This window comes from Haloarcula limicola (genome assembly GCF_010119205.1).
Classification (GTDB): domain Archaea; phylum Halobacteriota; class Halobacteria; order Halobacteriales; family Haloarculaceae; genus Haloarcula; species Haloarcula limicola.
The window spans coordinates 671,139-693,706 of record NZ_WRXM01000002.1; the positions used below are offsets into that span (position 1 = coordinate 671,139).

At 66.3% G+C, this 22,568-nt stretch carries 21 protein-coding genes; 6 read left to right on the plus strand and 15 right to left on the minus strand.

The features are described 5' to 3' along the window. Positions 1-193 precede the first annotated feature (193 nt). Genes GO488_RS12860 through GO488_RS12870 form a run of 3 tightly spaced genes read right to left on the minus strand, consistent with a single transcriptional unit; the run spans position 194 to position 3,430 of the window. Positions 194-1,102, minus strand: a complete 909-nt coding sequence (locus GO488_RS12860) for a carbohydrate ABC transporter permease (RefSeq protein ID WP_206674410.1) — start codon at positions 1,100-1,102, stop codon at positions 194-196. A 2-nt stretch (positions 1,103-1,104) separates the two neighbouring features. Beyond that, complete coding sequence (locus GO488_RS12865; RefSeq protein ID WP_162318227.1) at positions 1,105-2,025, minus strand: carbohydrate ABC transporter permease; 921 nt, start codon at positions 2,023-2,025, stop codon at positions 1,105-1,107. Positions 2,026-2,032: 7 nt separating this feature from the next. Further along, the gene (locus tag GO488_RS12870; protein WP_162318228.1) at positions 2,033-3,430 is read right to left on the minus strand and encodes an ABC transporter substrate-binding protein; all 1,398 of its coding nucleotides are present in this window, start codon (positions 3,428-3,430) and stop codon (positions 2,033-2,035) included. Positions 3,431-3,561: 131 nt separating this feature from the next. On the opposite strand from GO488_RS12870, the gene melA reads away from it, so the two are divergent. After that, positions 3,562-4,869 carry an alpha-galactosidase gene (gene melA, locus GO488_RS12875; protein WP_162318229.1) on the plus strand — a complete coding sequence of 436 codons (1,308 nt, stop codon included), beginning with the start codon at positions 3,562-3,564 and terminating at the stop codon, positions 4,867-4,869. Between the two features lie 74 nt (positions 4,870-4,943). Here melA and GO488_RS12880 read toward each other — a convergent pair whose 3' ends face one another. From GO488_RS12880 to GO488_RS12890, 3 genes are all read right to left on the minus strand, one after another. Beyond that, positions 4,944-6,125, minus strand: coding sequence for an ABC transporter ATP-binding protein (locus tag GO488_RS12880; RefSeq protein ID WP_162318230.1), 1,182 nt, complete (start codon positions 6,123-6,125; stop codon positions 4,944-4,946). A 167-nt stretch (positions 6,126-6,292) separates the two neighbouring features. After that, the gene (gene dgoD / locus GO488_RS12885) at positions 6,293-7,477 is read right to left on the minus strand and encodes a galactonate dehydratase (RefSeq protein ID WP_162318231.1); all 1,185 of its coding nucleotides are present in this window, start codon (positions 7,475-7,477) and stop codon (positions 6,293-6,295) included. Positions 7,478-8,326: 849 nt separating this feature from the next. Then, a complete protein-coding gene (locus tag GO488_RS12890) occupies positions 8,327-10,315 on the minus strand; it encodes a beta-galactosidase (RefSeq protein WP_162318232.1) in 1,989 nt (662 codons plus the stop codon). A 112-nt stretch (positions 10,316-10,427) separates the two neighbouring features. Here GO488_RS12890 and GO488_RS12895 point away from each other — a divergent pair, with 112 nt between their 5' ends. Continuing rightward, complete coding sequence (locus tag GO488_RS12895) at positions 10,428-11,930, plus strand: sulfatase (RefSeq protein ID WP_162318233.1); 1,503 nt, start codon at positions 10,428-10,430, stop codon at positions 11,928-11,930. A gap of 3 nt (positions 11,931-11,933) precedes the next feature. After that, entirely contained in the window at positions 11,934-12,959 is a 1,026-nt protein-coding gene (locus tag GO488_RS12900; RefSeq protein WP_162318234.1) for a lysylphosphatidylglycerol synthase transmembrane domain-containing protein, read from the plus strand. Positions 12,960-13,263: 304 nt separating this feature from the next. Here GO488_RS12900 and GO488_RS12905 read toward each other — a convergent pair whose 3' ends face one another. Both GO488_RS12905 and GO488_RS12910 read right to left on the minus strand, forming a co-directional pair. Continuing rightward, positions 13,264-14,379 (minus strand): GNAT family N-acetyltransferase, encoded by a 1,116-nt coding sequence (locus GO488_RS12905; RefSeq protein WP_162318235.1) that lies wholly within the window; start codon positions 14,377-14,379, stop codon positions 13,264-13,266. Next, positions 14,369-14,590: a hypothetical protein gene (locus GO488_RS12910; RefSeq protein WP_162318236.1), complete on the minus strand. Its 222-nt coding sequence runs from the start codon at positions 14,588-14,590 to the stop codon at positions 14,369-14,371. The genes GO488_RS12905 and GO488_RS12910 overlap by 11 nt, the downstream gene beginning before the upstream one ends. Positions 14,591-14,715: 125 nt before the next feature. Between GO488_RS12910 and GO488_RS12915 the strand changes: the two genes are divergently transcribed. After that, a complete protein-coding gene (locus GO488_RS12915; RefSeq protein ID WP_162318237.1) occupies positions 14,716-15,582 on the plus strand; it encodes a beta-keto acid cleavage family enzyme in 867 nt (288 codons plus the stop codon). 196 nt (positions 15,583-15,778) lie between these two features. Here GO488_RS12915 and GO488_RS12920 read toward each other — a convergent pair whose 3' ends face one another. The 3 genes from GO488_RS12920 to GO488_RS12930 all read right to left on the minus strand — a co-directional run bounded on the left by GO488_RS12920 (position 15,779) and on the right by GO488_RS12930 (position 17,981). Then, a complete protein-coding gene (locus tag GO488_RS12920) occupies positions 15,779-16,666 on the minus strand; it encodes a ketopantoate reductase family protein (RefSeq protein WP_162318238.1) in 888 nt (295 codons plus the stop codon). A gap of 183 nt (positions 16,667-16,849) precedes the next feature. Further along, positions 16,850-17,011, minus strand: a complete 162-nt coding sequence (locus GO488_RS12925) for a hypothetical protein (RefSeq protein WP_162318239.1) — start codon at positions 17,009-17,011, stop codon at positions 16,850-16,852. 304 nt (positions 17,012-17,315) lie between these two features. Continuing rightward, positions 17,316-17,981 carry a helix-turn-helix domain-containing protein gene (locus tag GO488_RS12930; protein WP_162318240.1) on the minus strand — a complete coding sequence of 222 codons (666 nt, stop codon included), beginning with the start codon at positions 17,979-17,981 and terminating at the stop codon, positions 17,316-17,318. 146 nt (positions 17,982-18,127) lie between these two features. Between GO488_RS12930 and GO488_RS12935 the strand changes: the two genes are divergently transcribed. After that, positions 18,128-18,688, plus strand: coding sequence for a hypothetical protein (locus tag GO488_RS12935; protein WP_162318241.1), 561 nt, complete (start codon positions 18,128-18,130; stop codon positions 18,686-18,688). Between the two features lie 61 nt (positions 18,689-18,749). On the opposite strand, the gene GO488_RS12940 is transcribed toward GO488_RS12935, so the two are convergent. The 4 genes from GO488_RS12940 to GO488_RS12955 all read right to left on the minus strand — a co-directional run bounded on the left by GO488_RS12940 (position 18,750) and on the right by GO488_RS12955 (position 22,092). Then, entirely contained in the window at positions 18,750-19,055 is a 306-nt protein-coding gene (locus GO488_RS12940; RefSeq protein WP_162318242.1) for a DUF7130 family rubredoxin-like protein, read from the minus strand. 41 nt (positions 19,056-19,096) lie between these two features. Then, positions 19,097-20,338, minus strand: coding sequence for a homoserine O-acetyltransferase MetX (gene metX / locus GO488_RS12945; protein ID WP_162318243.1), 1,242 nt, complete (start codon positions 20,336-20,338; stop codon positions 19,097-19,099). Next, positions 20,335-21,621: an O-acetylhomoserine aminocarboxypropyltransferase/cysteine synthase family protein gene (locus GO488_RS12950; protein WP_162318244.1), complete on the minus strand. Its 1,287-nt coding sequence runs from the start codon at positions 21,619-21,621 to the stop codon at positions 20,335-20,337. The genes metX and GO488_RS12950 overlap by 4 nt, the downstream gene beginning before the upstream one ends. A gap of 147 nt (positions 21,622-21,768) precedes the next feature. Further along, complete coding sequence (locus GO488_RS12955; protein WP_162318245.1) at positions 21,769-22,092, minus strand: HalOD1 output domain-containing protein; 324 nt, start codon at positions 22,090-22,092, stop codon at positions 21,769-21,771. A 164-nt stretch (positions 22,093-22,256) separates the two neighbouring features. On the opposite strand from GO488_RS12955, the gene GO488_RS12960 reads away from it, so the two are divergent. Further along, the gene (locus GO488_RS12960) at positions 22,257-22,529 is read left to right on the plus strand and encodes a DUF7967 family protein (protein WP_162318246.1); all 273 of its coding nucleotides are present in this window, start codon (positions 22,257-22,259) and stop codon (positions 22,527-22,529) included. Positions 22,530-22,568: the final 39 nt, after the last annotated feature.

A 22,568-nucleotide genomic window follows, 5' to 3' on the forward strand; every position in this document is an offset into this window, starting at 1 on the left:
TTACGCTCGACCTACATTGGATGAGAATATCGAAGGTCGTTTTGGCGTTTTAGTTCCACCTCGCCGATATTTAGCTCCCGAAATCGCATCGAGAAAATAATTCTATCTAAGAGAGGGGTAGATAGCTCGAAATGGTACGCAGTTCGAGACTATCCGAATGCGAAGCGAAACAAGAGGGTTCGTGCGGTCCCCGTCAGGTACCCTTCATGCCGCCGCTCGCGAGCCCCTCGACGATCCAGTGCTGGAACACCGCGAACAGCACGACGACGGGGATCATCGTGACCGTCGCGGCCGTCAACAGCAGCTCCCACGCGACGGTGTTCTGCGACTGGAACAGCTGCAAGCCGAACGGCAGGGTCCGGGTCGCCGCCGTCTGTGAGAGGATGGAGACGAACAGGAAGTCGTTCCACGAGAGGATGAAGGTGTAGAACCCCGCGACGGTGATGCCCGGCAGCGACATCGGGACGATGATGCGCCCGAGGATGTCCAGATGCGAGCAGCCGTCCATCTTCGCGGCCTCGTCGAGGGATTCCGGAATGTCGTCGAAGTAGCCTTTGAGCAGCCACGTTCCCAGCGGGATTCCCAGCACGGAGTGGGCGATGACGATGCCCAGCAGCGAGTCGATGAGGTTCAGCGAGAACATCACCAGGAAGAAGGGGATGAGGATGAGCACCCGCGGCAGCATCTGCGTCCCCAGGAAGGTGAACAGCAGGCCGCTCCGACCGGGGTACTCGAACCGGGACATCGAGTACGCCGCCAGCGTCCCGACGACCAGCGTGATCGCCGTCGTCGCGGTGGCGACGATGGTGGAGTTGATGAAGTACTGCTGGAACAGCCCGGTCGAGAGGATGGCGACGTAGTTCTGGAGCGTCAGTTCGCTCAGCGCCGGCACCAGCCGCGGCGAGTAGAGGAAGTCCGGCGACGTGAACGTCGCCATGACCATGTACGCCACCGGGAGCAGCAGGAACGACATGTAGACGCCGAGGACGGCGTACACGCCCAGCGCGCGCTTGGGCGACATGTCCTCCGCGAGCCACGCGTCCAGTCGGTCCGAAAGGGAGCGATCCGTCGAACGTGCTTGCGATTGCGTGTCAGTTGCCATGATCAGTCACGCGCCTCCAGGGTGGCGTACACGACGGTGAAGGCCATCATGATGAGCAGCATCACGACGCCGATGCTCGCGGCGTAGCCCATCGCGTACTGCTGGAAGGCCTGTTTGTAGATGTACGTCGCGAGCACCTCGGTGTTGCCCAGCGGGCCGCCCCCCGTCGAGAGGAAGACGATGTCGAAGTTGTTGAACGTGAAGATGACGTGCAACACGATCATGATCATCGACACGTACGAGATCTGCGGGAGCGTGATGTAGCGGAACCGCTGGAGCGGACCGGCCCCGTCGAGCCGCGCGGCCTCGTACTGGGTCTCCGGGATCGACTTCATCGCCGCCAGCAGCGCGATGGCGTAGAACGGCGTGTTCCGCCAGACGTGCATCAGCACGACGAGCGGGAACGCCACGCCCGGCCGGCCGAACCACGCGGCCGTCTCCATTCCGAGGCTGTCGAGGATGACGTTGACCGGGCCGAACCCGGTCTGAGTCAGGAATCGGAAGATGATGACCATCACGATGATGGGTAACACCCACGTGATCATCGACAGGCTTCGGAACAGCCCCGCGCCGGGAACCTTCTCTTTGAGCGCCAGCGCGAGACCCAGCCCGAGCAGGTACTGCAGCGAGACGGCTATCGAGGTCAGCAACACCGTGTGCCACAGCGCCGACTGGAACGTCGCGTCGGCGAACATCTGCGCGAAGTTCTGTAATCCGACGAACGTCTGTTGCTCGGGGTTCAACAGCGACGCCTCGAAGAAGGCCAACTGGATCCCCCGGAGCGTCGGGAAGATGATGATGACGCCCATCAGGACGACCGCGGGGAGGACCAGCGCGTAGCCCAGCCACGTCTCCTCGAGGAACGACCGGAACTCCTCGACGTAGCCGCCAGCCGTCGGGCCGGTGTCGGTGCTCGTTGCCATCGGACGCTCAGAGCTCGCTTTCGAGGTTCTTCAGCTCGTCGTGGAACTGTTTGCCGGCCTTGTACGGGTCGGTTCTGCCGTAGGCGACTTCCTGCATGTGCTTGTAGAACGGCTGCCGGACCGGCCCCCAGCCGATCTTCGCCAGCGCGCGACCCGTCTCGAAGACGTCAGTGAACGGCCGCCAGCTCTCGTTGGTGATGGTCGATTCCACGTCTTCGTGGACCGGCGTCATGCCGTTCCCCTTCGCGTCCTCGCCCATCGCTTTCAGCGTGGACGGCGAGGCGAACGACGCCACGACTTCCTTCGCTGCCTCCTGCTGGTCGGAGTGACTGTTGACCATCACCGGCTTGACTTCGAGGAAGGTCCCCTTCGAGGCACCTTCGCCCCGAGGCAGGTGGGCCACCCGCGTCCGCTCGTTCAGGATCTTCTCGGCCAGTTCGCTGTCGTTGATGTTGTCGCCGGTGGTCCACGAGCGGAGCCACGTCCCGCACTCGATGAACGCGAAGTTCCCGTTGATGTAGCCGGGGTCGTTGACCTGCCACCCGGTTCCGAGCTGGTCGGGGTTGCCGACCGGGTCCTCGGCGGCGTAGATCTGGTAGTACCAGTTGTCGAATATCTGTCCGAGCGCGTCGGCCTCGACGTTGAGCTTCCAGGACTCGCCGTCGGGGACGTACAGCTGGTCGGTGTGCTGATAGACGTGGGACATCCACTCCTGGAACGCCCGGACGCTGCCGTCCTTGGTGCAGTTGTGGTAGGCCCACATGTCGTCGTACTCGCTGTTTATCATCCGGCCGACCTCGTGGAACGCCGAGGCCGACTGGGGGACGTCCTGACCGAGTTCGTCGAGGACGTCCTTCCGAGTGATGAACGCGCGAGCGTTCCCGTTGTACGGGAGGCCGTACAGTTTCCCGCGGTAGGTCAGGGCCTCGATGGTGCTGTCGACGTAGCCGTCGTAGAACTCCAGCCCCTCGGCCCAGTCGCCCAATGCAGTGAGGTGGCCCGCCTTGACGTATTCGGTGAGGTGGCTCAGGACCCCCTCGATGGCGTCCGGCTTGCCGGTCCGAGCGCCGGTGAGGAACTTCTGTCGGAGGTCCTCGTAGGAGAACCGGCCCATCTCGAGGGGTGTGTCCGAGCGCTGCTTGAAGTTCTCCTGGAACGTCTCTTTCCAGACGGGCGGCGACCCATCGTTCGGGAAGGCGTAGTTCCAGAAGAGGACGTAGTTGCCGCTTCCGCCGCCGCCGCTACCCTCGGTGCCGGTACCGCTCCCGCTTCCGCCGTCGGCACCCATCTCGTCGGCCGCACCGTCGCCGCCGCCACCACAGCCGGCGAGTCCGGCGGTGGCTCCGACGCCGATGGCTTTCACGAGCGAGCGTCTGCTGAGTCCAGGGGAACTACTGTCTGACATGAGGCGAACCCTAGCGTGGACATTGGACTACCCCCATTTATAATTTTCCCCCAAAGACCGTTGACAACCCGTGGTAGTTGTTGTCATTATCCAGTAGATTTATCACTCGCTGTCCGAAACGCACATCCTGTATGCCGAAGATCGCCTTCGTCGGAGCGGGTAGTATGGTGTTCGCCACGAAACTCGTGGGGGACATCCTCTCGTTCGACGAACTGAACGACAGTACCATCGCGTTGATGGACGTAGACGAGCATCGACTCGAACAGACGACACGCATCGCCGAGGCGATGGTCGAAAACGAGGACCTAGACGCCACCATCGAGTCGACGACCGACCGCGTCGACGCGCTCGACGGTGCCGACTACGTCATGAACATGATCAACGTCGGCGGCACCGAACCGTTCGAAAACGAGATCCGCGTCCCCGAGAAGTACGGCGTGAAGCAGGCCATCGGCGACACGATCGGGCCGGGCGGCATCTTCCGGGGCCTCCGGACCATCCCGACGATGCTCGATATCGCGAGCGACATGGAGGAGCTGTGTCCCGACGCCCTCCTGTTGAACTACACGAACCCGATGTCGATCCTCTGTCAGACGATGTTCGAGGCCACCGATATCGAGACGGTCGGCCTCTGCCACAGCGTCCCCCACACCGCCGAGGCCATCGCCGACTACGCCGGCGTCCCCGGAGACGAACTGGAGTACTGGGTCGCCGGCGTCAACCACGTCGCGTGGTTCCTCGAAGCCAAACACGGCGGGGAGAGCGTCTATCCCGACCTCCGAGAGGCCTACGACGACGAGGAGACCTACGAGCGCGACACCGTCCGCTTCGAGATGATGAAGCACTTCGGCTACTTCCCGACGGAGTCCTCGCATCACATGTCCGAGTACGTCCCCTACTTCCGGACCGACGAGGACACCATCGAGGAGATGACCGGGACGGACTTCGCCGAGCGGATGCCCACCGGGACGTACCTCGAAGGGTGGCAGGCCCGCTCCGAGGAGCGCGACGACCCGGAACTGGACGTCGATCTGGACGAAGTGGGCGTCGAGCGCTCCGAGGAGTACGCCTCTCGGCTCATCCACTCCCTGGAGACGGACACCACCCGTCGGCTGAACCTCAACGTCAGCAACGAGACGAACGCCATCGAGTCCCTGCCGACCGACGCCTGCGTCGAAGTCCCCGTCCTCGTCGACGGCACCGGTCTCCGGCCGTGTTCGGTCGGCGAACTCCCGAAGTCGATCCGGACCTTCCCCCAGCAACACGTCGCCGTCCAGCAGCTCGTCGTCGAGGGCGCGCTGGAGAACGACCGCGAGAAGATCCACCGGGCCGTCAAGCAGGACCCGCTGACGGCGGCCGAACTGACGCTGCCCGAGATCCACGAGATGACCGAGGAACTGCTCGCGAAGAACGAGGCGTACCTGCCGACGCTTCGCTGATTTCCAGTCCGACTACCGCTTCTTCTCTCCGCTTCGACTGAGAAGCTCCGCGGTCTCCGACGGACCGCCGCCGGTCACTCGACGCCGATCTCGACGCCGTTGACGTCGTCGAGGCCGGCCAGCGCCGCCACGTCGTCGCTGTCCGGGGGCGCACGGTTCCGCAGCGCCTCGCCGGTCTCGCCGTCGAAGAGGTGGATGCGGTCCTGGGGAAACTGCACGGTGAGCGTGCGACCGGACTCGATGACGATGTCGCCCTCCAGCGTCGCAGTGTACTGCTCGCCGCCGATGTCGAGGTAGACGTAGCTCACGTCGCCGAGCGGTTCGGTGACCTTCACCGTCGGCGAGATGGCGTTGTGCGTCCCCTCCGGCACCGCTTTCACGTCCTCCGGGCGGATACCGAGCGTGAGCCGCGGGCCGTGGCCCTCGACGTCGGCGTAGACGTCGTCGTCGAGCTCGTACTCGAAGGCGTCGTGGACGAGCGTCGGCGTCGCCCCCGAGGTGTCGAGTTCGACGTCGAAGAAGTTCATCGAGGGTGACCCGATGAACCCCGCGACGAAGCGGTTGGCCGGTTCGTGGTAACACTCTAACGGGGTTCCGAGTTGCTGGAGTCGGCCGTCGTCGAGCACGGCGATGCGGTCGGACATCGTCATCGCCTCGGTCTGGTCGTGGGTGACGTAGATAGTCGTCACGCCGAACTCCTGCTGGAGTTCCTGGAGTTCGGTCCGCATCTGCGTGCGGAGCTTCGCGTCCAGGTTCGACAGCGGTTCGTCCATCAGGAACACCTCGGGTTCGCGGACGATGGCCCGACCCAGCGCGACGCGCTGTTGCTGGCCGCCGGATAGCTCGTCGGGCTTCTTATCGAGGAGTCCGCCGATACCCATCATGTCGGCCGCGTTCTGGACCCGGTCGGATATCTCGTCCTTCGAGAGGTCCGTCGTCATCTTCAGCCCGAAGGCCATGTTCTCGCGGGCCGTCATGTGGGGGTACAGCGCGTAGCTCTGGAACACCATCGCCATGTTGCGCGACTTGGGTTTCTTCTCGGTGACGTCCTCGCCGTCGAGGACGACTTCCCCCTCCGTGGGGTTCTCCAACCCGGCGATCATCCGCAGCGTCGTCGATTTGCCACAGCCCGACGGCCCGACGAGGACGACGAACTCGCCGTCCTCGATCTCCGCGTCGAACGAATCGACCGCGACGATGTCGCCGCCGTCGTCGTGGAACACCTTCGTGAGGTCTCGTATCTCTAGCTCGCCCATGCCACATCCACTATTGTAGGAGGTGTTAAATCTTGCCACGAGCCGCGTCGACAGTTGCAGTAACGCTACCCGCCGAACTCCCCGTGAGCGTTTCCGATGCGTGAACGAATCGCGCTCGGAATCGGTCGGCGAGAACGCATCGACGAGAGTAGCGTCGGGGTAGCCGACTACCACTCGGCGACGCTGCCGTCGTCGTGTCGCCACACCGGATTGTGCCAGTCGACGTCCTTCTCGGCCTGCTCGCGGACGTAGTCCTCGTTTATCTCGACGCCCAGTCCGGGGTCCGTGGGGACGCTGACGAACCCGTCCTCGTACTCGAAGACCGACGGGTCTTCGAGGTAGTCCAGCACGTCCGTCGTCTCGTTGTAGTGGATGTTCAGGCTCTGCTCCTGGATGAGGGCGTTCGGCGAGCAGGCGTCGACCTGCACGCAGGAGGCCAGCGCGAGGGGGCCGAGCGGACAGTGCGGAGCCATCGCCACGTCGTAGGCCTCGGCCATCGACGCGATCTTCTTGACCTCGGTGATGCCGCCGGCGTGCGAGAGGTCCGGCTGGATGACGTCGACGGCACCGTCCTCGAACACTTCCTTGTAGTCCCACCGGGAGAACATCCGCTCGCCGGTGGCGATGGGGATCGTCGTGTGGGCGGCGATGTCCGGCAGCGCCTCGTTGTGCTCCGGGAGGACGGGCTCCTCGATGAACATCGGTTCGTACGGTTCGAGCGCCTTGGCGAGGCGCTTGGCCATCGGCTTCGTGACGCGGCCGTGGAAGTCGACGCCGATGTCGACCTCGTCGCCGACCGCCTCGCGCACCTCGCGCAGGCGGGTCGCGGCGGCCTCGACCGACGCCGGGTCGTCCACGCGCTCGATCGCCGGCGTCGCGTTCATCTTCAGGGCCGAGAAGCCCGCCTCGACCTGCTCGCGGGCCTGTTCGGCGACGTCAGAGGGCTCGTCACCGCCGATCCACTGATAGACGCGGATCCGGTCGCGGGCGGCCCCGCCGAGCAGCTGATGGACCGAGACGCCCAACTGCTTGCCCTTGATGTCCCACAGCGCCTGGTCGATACCCGCGATGGCGGACATGAGAATCGGGCCGCCGCGGTAGAACCCGCCGCGGTACATCGTCTGCCAGTGGTCCTCGATGTCCGCCGGGTCCACCCCGAGCAGGTAGTTCTCCATGAGTTCCTCGACGGCCGCTCTGACCGTGTGAGAGCGGCCCTCGACGACCGGTTCGCCCCAGCCGACGGTGCCGTCGGCCGTCTCGACCCGGAGGAAGAGCCATCGCGGCGGCACCTCGAACAGCTCGTAGTCGACGATGCGGTTCCCGGTTCCGTCGTCGGTGGCGTTCGAACTCATCGGTGACGCCGCGAGCGAACGGAGAGAGTCGTCGTCGGTGCTTCGTCGCTGTCGAGGCCCGCAGCGGCGCGTTTCGTCTCGCGGCGCGCGGGTCGTGTGTCGTTTGGCATCGTGCGGGGATTTGTGAACGGCCCATTTAATCGTTGTGTCGACAGCTGCGAGACCATGTCGATGGCTTTCACGGTGTGTGAACGATATACCGCCGCTCTCCGGCTGATCGAACCCGAGGCCGGCCGGACGGTCCATGCGAGTTGTGGGCAATCAACACTTAGTCGCGCCGAACCGCCGCGCGTGACCGCTCGAATCGTCGGTTCGCGCTCGCCACAGCGCTCGTCTCGGCCTCACCGCGACGAGAGTGGTTCGGTCAGGTATTTCACGATGTGTGAACAACAGGGACAGCTACCACTGATCCGCGTCTCTCGCCGATCGGCGAAACGCCGCGCTCGTCGAGGCCAGACGCGGCCGGTCGCGGCGGATCTCGGTCGTCGAACGGCGAAACGCCCATCCTCTGATAACATAGGTACATTCGTTATCTCGTTCGACCAGCTCGTGGACACCGAGAGTTCACACATCGTGAACGGCCACGTAGAGGGGGGTGTCGGCTAACAGGCCGCCGCTGCCGCGCGAGTCGCGGCGAAAGCGAGCCGTCCGACCCTCGGCTGTCGGTCGACCTTCCGAGATCTGTTTCGGCAGGCATACGATTCTCGAAGCATTACTATATCTAATGTACCCATATCCACCCACATAATCTCCATACTCACATTCCTCTTCCTCTTTTTTAAGTATCTATTTTCGTAGAATGGCTCTAATATTCTTCTTTTATCTCTATATCTCGGTATTTGGATGGTTTTAGTCCAAAGATACCGTAGCTGCCGGCGTCTCGACGACGGCCACGTCGAACGCGCCGACGGTTTCGCCGCCGACGACGAACGCGGCGTCGGTCGGGGCGGAGAGCGATAGTTCCTCGCTCGTGAAGTTCGTCACCCACGCGTACCCGTTGCGCTCGGCGACGCGAACGCCCTCGGGGAACCGAGACGTGTGCGCGACGTTCGCCGCGCCCAGCAGGTCCGTCACCAGCCCGTCGGCGAGTCGGTCCGTGGGCCAGCAGCCACAGTAGGTGACGCTCCCCCGGCCGCGGTCAGTGCGGGTGACGGCCGTCCGCCCCTCGGCGACGCCCGCGGTGTACTCCCCGACGGCGGTCGCCCCCTCCGCGTCGAGCCAACTGGCCCACGTCCGGTAATCGTGGGTCTCGCCGTCGTAGCGAAGTCGGGTCGGCATCCCGTCGGGGAGGCTCTCGTGCTGGTCCACGCGCACGCCCGCGAGGTCGGCCAGCGGTCCCGGCGCGAGCGACTCGTGAAGCTGGTTGTGCGGGTCCTTCTCGCCGGTACGCGCGCCGAACAGGAGGTGACCGCCGTCCGCGACGTAGGCTTCGAGGTGCGCCGCGAGGTCGTCGCCCACCAGATAGAGCGTCGGCGCGACGGCGGCCGCGTAATCGTCGAGATCGCTCGTCGGCGAGACGACGTCGACCTGCACGCCCCGCGCGCGGAGCGCGTCGTAGTACGCCCGGAGGTGCGACCAGTAGTGCCAGTGAGGCGAGTGGGGTTGATTCTCGGTCGCCCAGAGGCTCTCGTAGTCGTGCAAGAGGGCGACGGGCGCGTCGACCGGTTCCAGATCGAACAGTTCGTCGGCGGCCGCCGCGGCGTCGTCGTACCCTCGGTCGGGGCTGCCGTCCTGCTTTCGGAGGCCCGCGTGGTACTGCTCCTGACCCTCTCGACAGCGCCGCCAGCGGAAGTAGAGCACTTCGTCGGCCCCGTGGGCGACGGCCTGGTGCGCCCACAGTCGCATCGCGCCCTCAGCCGGTTGGGGGGCGTGGGGCGGCCAGTTCACGTCGCCGGGTTGCTGTTCGAGCACCCAGAAGGGCGCGCGCTTCGCGCCGCGGTAGAGGTCGTGGTTCATCGCCACCTCGTCCGGGTCGCCCGCGCGCAGTTCGTCCGTCGTCGCCTGCCCCGGCCGCCGGTCCTGGACGAACCCCGTCGGGTACGAGTCCCACCCGAGGAAGTCGAGGTCGTCGGCCAGCGAGTGGGCGTCGAGCGCGCCGAAGTCGCCCATGAAGTTGTGCGTGACGAACCAGTCGTCGTTCGCCTCGCGGATCAGGTCGGCGTGCAGGCGGTTGTACTCGGCGACGCTGTCGCTGGCGAAGCGGTGGTAGTCGAGCAGGCGCGAGGGATGGTGCTCGGCGGGTGTCAGACCGGGCGGGTCGACGGCCTCGAAGGACGGATACTGCTGGCTCCAGAACGTGTTGCCCCACGCCTCGTTCAGCGCCTCGACCTCCTCGTACTTCGCTTCCAGCCACTCACGGAATGCGGCCGCGCAGTCCTCGCAGTAACAGCGGACGGTGTCGTGACAGCCGTACTCGTTGTCGGCCTGCCAGCCCGCGACGTGGGGATTGTCGGCGTAGCGCTCGGTCACCTTCCGGACGATGCGTTCGGTCTCCTCGCGGTAGGTCGGCGAGTTGAAGCAGGTGAATCGGCGGCTCCCCCACTCCCGCGGCGTCCCATCGGGGTCGGCCTGCCGAATGTCCGGGTGTTCGTCGACCAGCCACTTCGGCGGCGTCGCCGTCGGCGTACAAAGCACCGCCTCCATCCCGTGGTCGCCGACGAGCCCGATCGCTTCGTCCAGCCACGCGAAGTCGAACTCGCCGTGTTCGGGTTCGATGCGGCCCCACGCGAACTCCCCCATGCGGACGTACGAAAGTCCCGCCTCGGCCATCTGTCGCACGTCCGTCTCCCAGCGCTCGTCGGGCCAGTGCTCCGGAAAGTAGCAGACACCGATGGTCATATCCCCTCCGCGTAGCGGGGTGACATACGTCTTCCCCCGCCGCCCGAGCCGGGACCGGCGCGTAGCAAACGAAAGCGCACCGTTTTAATCTCCCGACCGAGTCCTAGCGCGTATGACCGACACGGACGGGTCGAACGTCCTTTTCGTCGTTCTGGACACGGTTCGGAAGGACCGCCTGTCCGTCTACGACGACGACGTGGCGACGACGCCCAACCTGCGGGAGTTCGCCGAGGAGGCCGCCGTCTTCGAACAGGCCGTCGCGCCGGCCCCGTGGACGTTGCCCGTCCATGCGTCCCTGTTTACGGGCCTCTACCCCAGCGAACACGGTGCCACACAGGAGAATCCCTACCTCGAAGGGGCGACGACGCTCGCCGAGTCGCTGTCGGCGGCGGGCTACGACACCGCCTGTTACTCCTCGAACGCCTGGATCACGAGCTACACGAACCTCACGGCCGGATTCGACGACCACGATAACTTCTTCCAGATCATGCCGAGCGAGCTGCTCTCGGGTCCGCTCGCGACGCTCTGGAAGACGATGAACGACAACGACACCCTGCGCGGGGTGGCCGACCGACTCGTCCAAGCGGGCAACAAGATTCACGAACACCTGGCGGAGGGCGGCGGCGGCGACACCAAGACGCCGCAGGTCGTCGATAGGACCATCGACTTCGTCGACGAGAGCGACGACTTCTTCGCGTTCATCAACCTGATGGACGCCCACCTCCCCTACCACCCGCCAGAGGAGTACGCCGACCGATTCGCGCCCGGCGTCGACTCCACGGATGTCTGTCAGAACTCCAAGGAGTACAACTGCGGCGCGCGCGACATCGACGACGAGGAGTGGAGAGACATCAAGGGCCTCTACGACGCGGAACTGGCCCACATCGACGACCAACTGGACCGCCTCTTCTCCCATCTCAAGGAGACCGGCCAGTGGGAGGACACCACCGTCGTCGTCTGTGCGGACCACGGCGAACTGTTCGGCGAACACGGCCTCTACGGCCACGAGTTCGGCATCTACGACCCGCTGGTGAACGTTCCGCTCATGGTGAAACACCCCGACGTCGAGCCCGACCGCGACGACGAGACGACGGTCGAACTCGTGGACATCTACCACACGATTCTGGACGCCGCCGGCGCGGACGGTCGCGGCGAGTCGCTGCAGTCTCACCGCTCGCTGCTGTCGCCGGAGTACCGCGAGTTCGACGCCGACCTCGGCGGCGTCCCCCGCGGCGACGTGGGCTTCGTCGAGTACCACCAGCCGGTCGTCGAGTTGCGCCAACTGGAGGGGAAAGCCGAGGCCGCGGGCATCGAACTCGACGAGCAGTCGCGGTTCTACTCGCGGATGGGCGCGGCCCGGACCCCCGACTCGAAGTACATCCACTGCACGCGCATCCCCGACGAGGCCTACGACCTCGTCGAGGACCCCGGTGAGACGGCGAACCTCGCCGGAACGGACGCGGAGCCGTCCCACCTCGAAGACGCGCTGTGGGCGTTCCTCGACGAGGTTGACGCCGACTGGCCCGCGGAGGCCGACGGGGCCGACGGCGACGTGTTGAACGGGATGGACTCGGAGACGAAAGACCGCCTGCAGGACCTGGGCTACATCGACTAGCCAGTGAGCGACGCTACTCCCGCGACCGACTTCGCCGATCGGAAGACCGTCGCACAGATAGTACTGGGCTTCGCCGTCGCCGGACTCGTCGTCTACCTCCTCGTGGACTTCGTCGGGACCGCCGGCGTCCTCGCCGAGCTGCGGACCGCCGAGCCGACGTGGCTCGCGCTGGCCTGCCTCTCGACGATGCTGTGTCTCGTCGCGTGGGGGAAGGCCTGGCAGATCGTGCTCGCGGTCGTCGGCATCGATGAGCGCTTCTCCAGCCTCGTCGTCACCTACTTCGCCGCGACGTTCGCCAACTACGTCACGCCGCTCGGACAGGCCGGCGGCGAGCCGTTCATCGCCTACGTCCTCTCGCGTGACACCGAGGCCAGCTACCAGGACAGCCTCGCGAGCGTCGTCACGGCGGACCTACTGAACCTCTTCCCGTTCGTCACCTTCGCCGGCGTCGGCTTCGCCGCGCTGCTCTATCGGAGTTCGCTCCCCGACGCCATCGAACCGCTCGCTGGCGGCTTGGTCGTCCTCTCGGTGGGCGTCCCCGTCTTCGCCGCCGTCGGCTGGCGATACCGGCAGCGACTCGCCGAGACCGGACTCGGTCTCGCGGCGCCGATAACGAAACGGACGCCGCGGGTGACGCTGTCGGGCCTACGCGAGCGCCTCCGCGAGACGGAGACCGCCTTCCAGCGCATCGCCACCGACCGCCGAGCGCTCGTCGAGGCGCTCTCCTTCTCGTACGTCGGCTGGATATTCTTCGCGCTCCCGCTCTACCTGGCCGCCCAGTCCATCGGCGTGGAACTGACGGTCCTACTCGTCCTCTTCATCGTCCCGGCCTCGACGCTCGCCGGCATCGCTCCCTCTCCCGGCGGCTCGGGAGCGGTCTCGACGGCGCTGGTCGTCCTCATCGTTGCGCTGACCGCCGTCAGCCGAACCGACGCGACGGCCGTCGCCATCCTCTATCGCGTCGCCAGCTACCTCTTCGCGCTGCTGCTCGGCGGCGGCGCGGCGCTGTACGTCCTCAAGCGGAACTAACGACTGGACGAATCGCCAGCCTCGTCCTTCCACGGGGAGGGACTGAGCGGAATCTCCGATTCCGCGAGGGTCGGAAGACGCGAAGCGTCTTCCGGGAATGAAAGGGGCCGACGGCTCAGGGAACGAGGCGACGCAAGCACGCGAAGCGCGCGTGGTTCGAAAGACGGCTTCGCCGTCTTTCGTCATCACGAAAGGCGCTGCGCGCCTTTCGGACGACAGCGAGCCACAGCCCCTGAGCCGTCGGGGGCTTTCTGGCTGTTCACGGTAGCCCCGACTCCATCGAAAACAGCGAAAGCAACCGCTCCTAGGCGGTGTTGTGTTCGACGAACGTCGGCCGCCAGTTGTCCAACTCGCGGAGGTCCCGCCCCGCGACGCGCCAGTCGCCGTCCGGGGGGATCGGCGAGACGATCATCGTCGTCGGGGTGGCGAGCAACCGTAGCGGTAAGCGGTGGTCACTGTGGAAGCCGAAGTCGGCCAACAGGTCGCGCGGGATCGAGTCGCCGCGCACCGCGACCACCGCGGAGTCCCTGTGGTCGGCGAGCGCGCGGGCCAGCAGCGCCGGGAGCGCGCGGTCGCGTTCGACGTCGCCGACCAGCGGCACCACGTCGGCGACGTTGGTGACGGGACCGGTGTCCGTCTCCTGCGTTCCGGTGACGAGCCCGGCGACCGGGTCGCCGCCCAATCGTGCGGTGTAGGCGGTGTACTCCCACTGCGGGTTGCCGAAGCGGTACTCGAAGAACTGCTCGTCGCGGTAGGCGTGGATCTCGGCGGGCGGCCGGCGGCGGTAGAGGCGCGCGAGTGTCTGCGCGGGAATGTCGGTGTGGCGGGTGACGCTCACCTCCGGCGGGCGGTCGACGCGTCGACCGCGCGCGCCGAGATACCCGCGGGCGGCCAGTTTTCCCGCGGTCGAGAGAAGGCGGTCGTCGACGCCCGCGTACACCGCCGGGTCCTGTACCCGGTAGTAGGTCGTGTGCTCGCCGGCGATCTCACAGCCCAGCTTCGCCAGTCCCGCGGTCGTCTTCGAGTTCGGGACGTTGAACGTGAACGCCGGCGGCCCGTCGGCGTACCCCTCGAAGAGCCGCTCGCTCATCCGGCTGAACAGCCCCTGTCGGCGGTGGTCCTCGTGGACCATCGTATCGCAGGACTGGATGGCGGTGTGGTACGTATCGCCCGCGCGCATCTGGAACGCGAGGTTGGGCCGCGCGCCGACGATCTCGCCGTCGCGTTCGGCGACGACGACTGGCGACTCGGTGAGGTAGGGGTTGTCGGCGAACTTCCAGTCGAACCACGCCGTCGAGAACCCCGGCCAGATCCGGTCGTGCAGCGCCATGAACCCCTCGCGGTCGCCGGGCTCGAACCAGCGGATAGTGTAGCCGTCGTCGGCCGTCGACCGCTCGACGGTCGCCCGGCTAGTCGCCATCCTCTAAGTTCAGACCGGGGACGAGCTGGTCGGCGGCGTGGTGCCGTTGATAGACTGCACAGTGGGTCTCGTGGTGGAAATCGTGGCGATCGCGACAGAGGTCGGCCTCCATCGGTGAGACGAACGCCGCCTGAATCTCGCAGTACGGTCGCTCGTGGTCGAACGCCTGCTCGCCGTCCGAGTCGCGGTAATCGAGGTGCGGACAGACCATCGAGAGGAGTGGCGACCGGCAGTCGTTTGGTTATTGAGGCGGTTCTGGGGATAATTCGGGGTTACCGGCGCGAAATCGCCGATAGCTGTGTCGTAACCAAGTAGCGAACGGTGTGAGTGACACCAGTGTCATACGACGACTACCACCGGCGGAAGAAGGTCATCCTCACCGTGGCCACGACCGGCGCGATTCACGGGAAGAACGTCAACCCCAACCTTCCCGAGCAGCCCGAGGAAATCGCCCGACAGGTGGCGGCCTGCGAGGAACTCGGCGCGTCGATCGCGCACGTCCACGGGCGGAACGAACACGGGGAGAACGACGCGTCGCGGCTCCAGGAAGTCAACGACGCCATCCGCGAACACTGCGACGACATCATCATCCAGAACACGACCGGCGGACAGAGCCCCTACGAGAAGCGAGTGGCGGGGATCCGGACCGACCCGCCGCCCGAGATGGCGTCGCTGGACATGGGACCGTTCAAACGCGACAAGCACATCATCACGAACCACACCCGGAACAACATCGAGCGCCTCGCCGTCGAGATGCGGGCCAAGGGCATCAAACCGGAGATGGAGGTGTTCAACTCCGGTCAGCTGGCCGAAGTCAAACGGCTCATCGACGAGGGGCTGGTCGAGGAACCGCCCTACGTCAACCTCATCTTCGGCGGTTCGTTCACGCCCGCCCGGCCGCGGAACCTCATCAACATGGTCGACAACCTGCCCGAGAACGCCGAGTGGAACGTCCTCGCGGTCGGGCCGCACCAGCTGCCGCTGACGACGATGGCCGTCCTGCTGGGGGGCCACGTCCGTATCGGCATGGAAGACAACCTCTACTACCGCCGGGGCGAGAAAGCCGCGAGTAATCAGCAGCTCGTGGCCCGCACCGTCGAGATACTCGACCGGCTCGACCGGGAGATCGCGACGCCCGAGGAGGCCCGCGAGATGCTGGGGATGCCGAAGAAACAGGTCGAACGGCCCGCCGACGGCGACTGAACGAACGGTTCGTCCCCTCGGTGGGAAACGAGCGGCGGCCGGCGAGACGCCGTATCCGAGTCGTCACCGACCGGCGACAATGGGGTCGAGAACCGCGGTAAGCGCGACAGTCGCTCAACTAGTGAGTGTCATATCGCGGTAAGCAGCCCTTGTTAGCGATTCTCTGACAAGGTCCGCGACCCGATCGTCGGAGTAGCTATCGAGCGTCTCGTCCCCGCTCCCAGAGGCGGACGAGCCGCGTCAACGTCTCATTGACCGGCACCGGCTCGGCCGCTCGCTCGACGACGTAGCCGTTGATGGCGTCGATCTCGGTCGGGCGACCGGTCTCCACGTCCTGCAGCATCGACGAGCGGTTCGCGGCGGTGTCTCGGACCACGCGCTCGGTCAGCGAGACGGCGCGTTCGTCGGTGAGGGCGACGCCCCGCTCGCGGGCGACGCGGGCCGTCTCGCGGGCGGCGTCGGCGGCGAGTTCCCGTCCGGGACCGTCGGCGAGAGCGCCGTTCTCCACGCGAGCGAGCGCCGTCGCGGCGTTGATAGCGGCGTTGACCGCCAACTTCTCCCAGAGACGGGTCGGCATGTCCGTCGCGACTGTCGCCTCGATCCCGGCCGCGTCGAACGCCTCGCCCACTTCGTCGGCCGCCGTCGACGGGCCGCCGTCCCGAGCGCCCAGCACCACCTCGCCGCGGCCCGTGAACGCGACGGTGCCCGGCGCGTCCAGTCGCGCGCCGTAGGAGCAGGTGCCCGCGAGCACCGGGCAGTCGAGTTCGGCCGCGAGCGTCGCCTCGTTGCCCATTCCGTTCTGTACGGAGAGACACGCCGCCAGCTCGCAGTCGGCGAGCGCGCGGGCGGCGTCTCCGGTGTCGCCGCTCTTGACCGCTACCAGCGCGAGGTCCGCGGTCGCGGGGACGGCGGTGTCGGCCGCCGGTTCCGCGCGGAACTCCTCGACGCCGACCACGTCGAGACCGTCGCGTCGAACCGCCTTGACGTGCGGGTCCCGCCCGACGAGCGTCACCTCGTGCGCGCGGGCGAGCAGCCCCCCGAGGAGGCTCCCGAGGCTCCCGGCTCCGAAGACGACGACGTGCATGTGCTGGGGAAAGCGGGGGCGGTACAAAAGGGTTCCAGCGGTTCCGATCCATCCAGAAATTGTCACTTCGTAGACCGACCGGCCGGGCGGAGGCGCGATACGGACGGTGGCTGCCTCGGAACTGCGATCCGGGGACCTCGTCACCGCGTCAGCGGTGACCGTCCGAGAGGCGAGCCTCGTTGGTCACCCGTCCACGGTTTCGATGTGGCTCTTCTCGACCCACTCCTCGAAGCAATCGTCACAGAAAGCGACGTATTGGCCGATGTTCGAATCGTAACAGGTGTTGGTCGCGTCTTCGCTACAGGACGGGGCGGTACAGGGAACGTGCGTCTCCCCGTCGTCCATAGTGACCGGCTCGCTCTCCGCGAGTGTCCGGTCTGCATCTTCCGATCGAGTCACGAGCGATCCCCCCATTGATTCGCCGCCGCGAGCGGAGTCGTACCGCCGAGGAGTTGTAACACCTCGCGAATACAGAGACCTCCGGTTCCTCGGTTCTCAGCCGGTATCGCGTCTTCGAGGCGAGAACGCGCCTCCTCCCTGTGAGCTTCTACTGTCATGAGTGACTTCCCCCTCTGGTTCGTGGACTGTGCGGGTTCTCAAAAGTAGTGTGCCTTGACCGGTCTGGCGTTTTATTACGCGGGGCCTGCGATCACTCGTATTGCGATCCGGCGGAGAGCAGAGCTTTCCGGAGGACTTTCTCGTTGGCGGGACGGATCCGATCGGAGATCGCCTGCCGGGAGATCCCGAGTTCGTCGGCGAGCTCGGTGAGTTCGACCCCCCTCGGCGTGGCGAAGTATCCTTCGCGCAGGGCCAACACGAGGGCTTCGCGTTGTTCGGGCGAGAGGTCGAAGCGATGCCCGCGTTCGGTGTCCTCGTTCAGCGTATAGGTGCGTTCGATGTGAATCGTGATATCCCGGTCGGTGCAGAAGTTGTGGAAGCGGGTGAGTTTCTCGTGGTCGGCGAAGCGAACCCGAAACGCCCACTTGTCGGCCCCGGTGGCCTCGAGGATGGTCGCGTCGAGGGCCGCGAGTTCTTCGACGAGGTTCTCGGGGTCGTTCAGCCACCGGAATCGGTACAGGCGACTGTCGCCGACCTCGTCGAGTTCGCGGAACGCTTCGACGTTCGGATGGTCGCGGACCGCCGTCTCGAACGCGTCGATGTCTTCGGCGGGGCCGGTCACCCAGAGTAACGGCAGGACGGCTTTGCCAGTGGGAACGACGCGTTCGAGCTCTATCTCCATCGTGGGCGGCCCCGAGAGGGCCTGTCCGAGAGTGAACTCGTCGGCGTCGAGTGTGAACTCCAGAATGACGCTCATGCCTTGATCGTCTTCTATCGGCCGGACTTGTAGGCGTTCCCATCAATAGACCCCGTGAGCGACTCGGCGACGGAGAACGAGTGAGTGCAATAGGGCCCGCCGGCTCAGACCACCAACCACAACACGCCGCGTCGCGAACGCCCGCTATGGACGAGCGGAAATCGGACGCCGAGCGCGTCACCGACGCCATCGAGGACATCGGTGCCGACCGCCTCACGGACGCCATCGTCGACGCGTGGGAACGGGCCGGACTCGACACCGGGACGCCGACGTGGCCCGACGACGAGCCCCGGTTTCGAGTGCGACCGCCCGTGAGCGACGAGGGGGCGGGACTGGACGCGCTCGCGGCGGTGCTCGATACGACGCCGCGCCGTCCCGAGGCCGCCTTCTGCTACCTCGACCTCGGCCGTCGAGCGGACCTCGTCGGCCCCAGGCGCGTCGAACTGGAGGCGCTGTCGGGCCACGCCGACGTCACCGTCGACGCCGACCACACCGCCGGCACCGTGCCGTTCGCGCCCGAGACGTTCGACGCGCTCGCCGCGCTCTTCGAGGACCTCTCGTATCTCGTGGTCCGCGACGCCGACGGCGTCGCCATCGCCGAGTGGCGCGGGGAGACGCTTCGCTTCGCGCTTCCGGACGGTGACGTGGACGCGGTGAAAAACGCGCTCGACGCGGCGACGGCCGACCGCATCGAACGGGCGGAGTAGCGCGCTCAGTCTCCACTCGCGCGAATCCGCTACTCGCCGATAAACCGCCTCGACGCGCGGATCAGTCCTCGGTCCAGTAGTAAATCTCTTCCTTGGACGCGCCACAGGAGGGGCACTCGTCGGGGATGTCGTCCTCGATATCGCCCATCTCGCCGCACTCCCAGCAGCGCCACATCAGTTCGGCCTGCCCGGCGGCGCCCGTGGACCGGTGCTCGTCGGACATCGACTCGATGCCGCCCTCGACGGTAACGTAGAAGCCGTGCTGGTCGAACCCGCGGATGCTACCGAGCTCGTTCCCGTCCTCGTCGTACACCGTCTTCCCGAAGGAGAGTTCCTCGTCGCCGGCGTTGACGAACATGTCTGTCATACAGGTGAACCGACGGCGGGAGGTGTGATAAAAGCTAGCGCCTAGCGCGAGAAGAGACTGTTGTGGACGGGCGCGAAGTCGCTCGACTCGCTCTCGACGGCCTTCGTATCGGAGACGGCGTTGCCGTCGAGTCCCTCCTCCAGGAAGTCAGACAGCGGCGGGCCGACGTTGTCGGGTTCGACGAGGAAGGCGTCGTGGCCGTAATCCGAGTCGACGACGTGGTGGGCCACGTCGGTGTCCGTCTCGCGCAGGGCCTCGGCCAGCGCCTCGGACTGCTGGGTCGTGAAGTGCCAGTCGCCGGTGAAGGACATCACCAGCGCCTCGCCGTCGAAGGCCGCCAGCGCGTCGGCGTCCGACTCGAACCCCGAGGAGAGGTCGTAGTTGTCCATCGCCCGCGTCAGGTAGAGGTAGCTGTTGGCGTCGAAGCGCTCAACGAACTTCGAGGCGTTGTAATCGAGGTAGGACTCCACGTCCCGATACGGGAAGAAGCGGCCCGCGGGGTCGGTCGGAAAGGCGCGCTCGGCCTCCCGCGTCGCGGCGCGGCGACCGAATCGGCGCTCCATGCTCGCCTTCGAGAAGTACATGACGTGGCCGATCTGCCGGGCCAGCGCCAGTCCCTCGTCGGGGTGGGTCCCGCCGTCGGACGTGGCCCCGTTCTCGTCGCTGTCGGAGCCGCCGTAGTAGTGGCCGCCGTTCCAGTCGTCGTCAGTAGTGATGGCCCGGCGGGCGATGCCGTTCAGCGCGAGACACTGCGGGTCCAGTCGCGGGGCGGCGGCCACCGGGACGAGTTTCTCGACGTGGTCGGGGTGGCGCTTGCCCCACTCCAAGACGTTCATGCCGCCGACGCTGCCGCCGACGACGGCGTGCAGCGCGGGGATCCCGAGTTCGTCCAGCAGGCGGCGCTGGGCCTCCGTCCAGTCGGCGACCGTGACGGGCGGGAACTCCGGCCCGTACGGCTCGCCGGTCTCGGGGTTCGTACTGGAGGGACCCGACGACCCGTAACAGGAGCCGGGGACGTTCACGCAGACGACGAAGTACTCCTTCGTGTCGATGGCCTTCCCCGGGCCGACGATGTCGTCCCACCACGCGTAGGCCTGGTCGCCCTCCTCGAAGCGGCCGCGCGAGGAGACGTGGGCGCTCCCGGTCAGAGCGTGACAGACGAGGACGGCGTTGTCGCCCGAGAAGTCGCCGTAGGTCTCGTAGGCCAGTTCGAGGTCGGCGACGGTCTCGCCGCACTGGAACTCGAACTCGCCGATCGAGACGGTCTCCGATTCGACGCTCATGTGGCTCGCTCGATGGCCTCGTCGATGTCCCCGAGCACGTCCGCCGGGTCCTCGATGCCGACGCTCATCCGGATCAGGTCCGGGCTGACGCCGCTCGCGCGCTGTTCCTCTGCCGAGAGCTGGGCGTGGGTCGTGCTCGCGGGGTGGATGACCAGCGTCTTCGCGTCGCCGATGTTGGCGAGGAACTGCGCTAAGTCCGTCTCCTCACAGAACTGTCGGCTGGCGTCGTAGCCGCCGTCGAGCCCGAACGTGACGACGCCGCCGTAGCCGCCGTCGAGGTAGCGGTCGGCGAGGTCGTGGGTCTCGTGGGATTCGAGACCCGGATAGGTGACCCACGAGACGTCGTCGTGGTCCCGGAGGTGTTCGGCGACGGTCAGCGCGTTCGAGCAGTGCCGCTCCATCCGAAGCGAGAGGGTCTCGCTGCCCTGCAGCGTCGCCCACGCGTCGAAGGGCTTCTGGCCGTCGCCGAGCGAGCGGAGGCCCCGCTGGCGGGCGGCCATCGTGAACGCGCGGTCGCCGAAGCGCTCGGCGAAGTTCGTCCCGAAGGCGGGGTTCTCAGCGCCCATCTCGGGGTACTTCTCGGGGTAGTCGGCCCACGGGAACGAGCCGCCGTCGGCCAGCACCCCGCCGATGGTGGTCCCGGAGCCGTGGATCCACTTCGTCGTCGACTCCCAGACGACGTCCGCCCCGTGGTCTAACGGCCGGCAGAGGGCGGGCGTCCCGAAGGTGTTGTCCACGAACAGGGGGACGCCGTGGTCGTGTGCGACCTCGGCGATCTCTTCGAGCGGCGGGACCACCAGCGAGGGGTTGCCGATGGTTTCGCAGTGGACGTAGGCGGTGTCGTCGTCGATCGCCTCGGCGTAGGCGTCGGGGTCCAACGTGTCGACGAAGCGCGATTCGATCCCCCGTCGGCTGGCGGTGTTGGCGAGATACGAGTGGGTGCCGCCGTAGATAGAGGACGCCGAGACGACGTTGTCGCCGGCCCGGGCCAGCACCGTCGTCGCGGCGTCGAGCGCCGCCATCCCCGACCCGGTGGCGACGGCGTCGACGGCGTTTTCGAGCGACGCCAGCCGGTTTTCGAGAGTCCGAACGGTCGGGTTGTCGAACCGCGAGTAGACGTTGCCGTCGTCCTCCAGCGCGTAGCGGTCGGCGGCCGTCTCCGCGTCCTCGAAGACGTACGAGGAGGTCTGATAGATGGGCGGCGCGCGCGCTCCGGTCGCCGGGTCGGGTTCCTCCTGCCCGGCGTGGACACAGCGCGTCCCGAATCCGTAGCGATGAGTCATGTGCAGTATGCATATATCTCTGAACATCTATAACCACGAGTTACGGCAAAACTCTCCCCGAGTGGGTTGGTAACTCGTAAGTCAGGGCAGCGGACGAGGCGGAGCCGGGAGACAGCGACGGTGGAGGCGACACTGCAACGGGACCGGTCAGTCGACGGTAGCGGACTCGAACACGGGAGAAGGGGTCGACGACTCTTCGGGATCGCAGATCTGGATTCGGCCGTCGCCGCTGACGAAGACGTTCCATCCCGAGACGGCGAAGAAGAACACCTGTTCGGGGCCGCGCGTCGCGTCGGCGCTCTCGAAGAGCGCATCGAGCGCCACGGCGTCTATCGTGTCGGCGAGCGGTTCGAGTTCGATGGGGCGAACCCCCTCGACGGTCGCGATCGCCTCGACGAGCGTCTCGGACAGCGTCGCCTCGTCGGCTTCCCACACCACTTCGTGTTCTGGCGTGCAGTCACAGTACATCATTGGCAGGGCGTCCCGTAGAGGGGCGAAACGGACAGAGTGGCAAAGTAATGGACGACTTAGCCGGTGGGCGACGGGTATCGTACCGCCGGTAAGGTCGGACGACGCGCCGACCGCGGCACCGCCGCCTCGGAGGATACAAGCCGCCGGCCCCACAACCCCGTCCAATGACAGACTCCGAGGAGACGGTGCGGTGCTGGCTGGTCGAACGCTCCAGTTTCGGCGACGAACGGATGGTGACGCTGGTCTACGCCACGCCGGAGGGAGACCGTCACGTCACGAAGCAGCTCTCGACGAACCTCCTGATGAAGAAGCGCGTCACCGCGGCGATCGACGTCGAACCCGACCGACTGGAGCCGGTCGCCGACGAGGACCGGGAGCGCTACGCGACCGAAGCCCGGCGGATGGCCGACAATCACGACCCGGATTCGGAGGTCTGAGGCGGCGCAGCCGCCGTTTTCGTTCAGTGTAGCCAACAC

Excerpts from the sequence above, each read along its gene's own strand:
- GO488_RS12935 (WP_162318241.1), top strand. The coding sequence starts at position 18,128 with ATGGACGAGCGGAAATCGGACGCCGAGCGCGTCACCGACGCCATCGAG.
- GO488_RS12940 (WP_162318242.1), bottom strand. The coding sequence starts at position 19,055 with ATGACAGACATGTTCGTCAACGCCGGCGACGAGGAACTCTCCTTCGGG.
- GO488_RS12910 (WP_162318236.1), bottom strand. The coding sequence starts at position 14,590 with ATGGTCTGTCCGCACCTCGATTACCGCGACTCGGACGGCGAGCAGGCG.
- GO488_RS12960 (WP_162318246.1), top strand. The coding sequence starts at position 22,257 with ATGACAGACTCCGAGGAGACGGTGCGGTGCTGGCTGGTCGAACGCTCC.
- metX (WP_162318243.1), bottom strand. The coding sequence starts at position 20,338 with ATGAGCGTCGAATCGGAGACCGTCTCGATCGGCGAGTTCGAGTTCCAG.
- GO488_RS12880 (WP_162318230.1), bottom strand. The coding sequence starts at position 6,125 with ATGGGCGAGCTAGAGATACGAGACCTCACGAAGGTGTTCCACGACGAC.
- GO488_RS12860 (WP_206674410.1), bottom strand. The coding sequence starts at position 1,102 with ATGGCAACTGACACGCAATCGCAAGCACGTTCGACGGATCGCTCCCTT.
- dgoD (WP_162318231.1), bottom strand. The coding sequence starts at position 7,477 with ATGAGTTCGAACGCCACCGACGACGGAACCGGGAACCGCATCGTCGAC.
- GO488_RS12905 (WP_162318235.1), bottom strand. The coding sequence starts at position 14,379 with ATGGCGACTAGCCGGGCGACCGTCGAGCGGTCGACGGCCGACGACGGC.
- GO488_RS12930 (WP_162318240.1), bottom strand. The coding sequence starts at position 17,981 with ATGAGCGTCATTCTGGAGTTCACACTCGACGCCGACGAGTTCACTCTC.
- GO488_RS12925 (WP_162318239.1), bottom strand. The coding sequence starts at position 17,011 with ATGGACGACGGGGAGACGCACGTTCCCTGTACCGCCCCGTCCTGTAGC.
- GO488_RS12950 (WP_162318244.1), bottom strand. The coding sequence starts at position 21,621 with ATGACTCATCGCTACGGATTCGGGACGCGCTGTGTCCACGCCGGGCAG.
- GO488_RS12895 (WP_162318233.1), top strand. The coding sequence starts at position 10,428 with ATGACCGACACGGACGGGTCGAACGTCCTTTTCGTCGTTCTGGACACG.
- GO488_RS12955 (WP_162318245.1), bottom strand. The coding sequence starts at position 22,092 with ATGATGTACTGTGACTGCACGCCAGAACACGAAGTGGTGTGGGAAGCC.
- GO488_RS12920 (WP_162318238.1), bottom strand. The coding sequence starts at position 16,666 with ATGCACGTCGTCGTCTTCGGAGCCGGGAGCCTCGGGAGCCTCCTCGGG.
- melA (WP_162318229.1), top strand. The coding sequence starts at position 3,562 with ATGCCGAAGATCGCCTTCGTCGGAGCGGGTAGTATGGTGTTCGCCACG.
- GO488_RS12890 (WP_162318232.1), bottom strand. The coding sequence starts at position 10,315 with ATGACCATCGGTGTCTGCTACTTTCCGGAGCACTGGCCCGACGAGCGC.
- GO488_RS12865 (WP_162318227.1), bottom strand. The coding sequence starts at position 2,025 with ATGGCAACGAGCACCGACACCGGCCCGACGGCTGGCGGCTACGTCGAG.
- GO488_RS12870 (WP_162318228.1), bottom strand. The coding sequence starts at position 3,430 with ATGTCAGACAGTAGTTCCCCTGGACTCAGCAGACGCTCGCTCGTGAAA.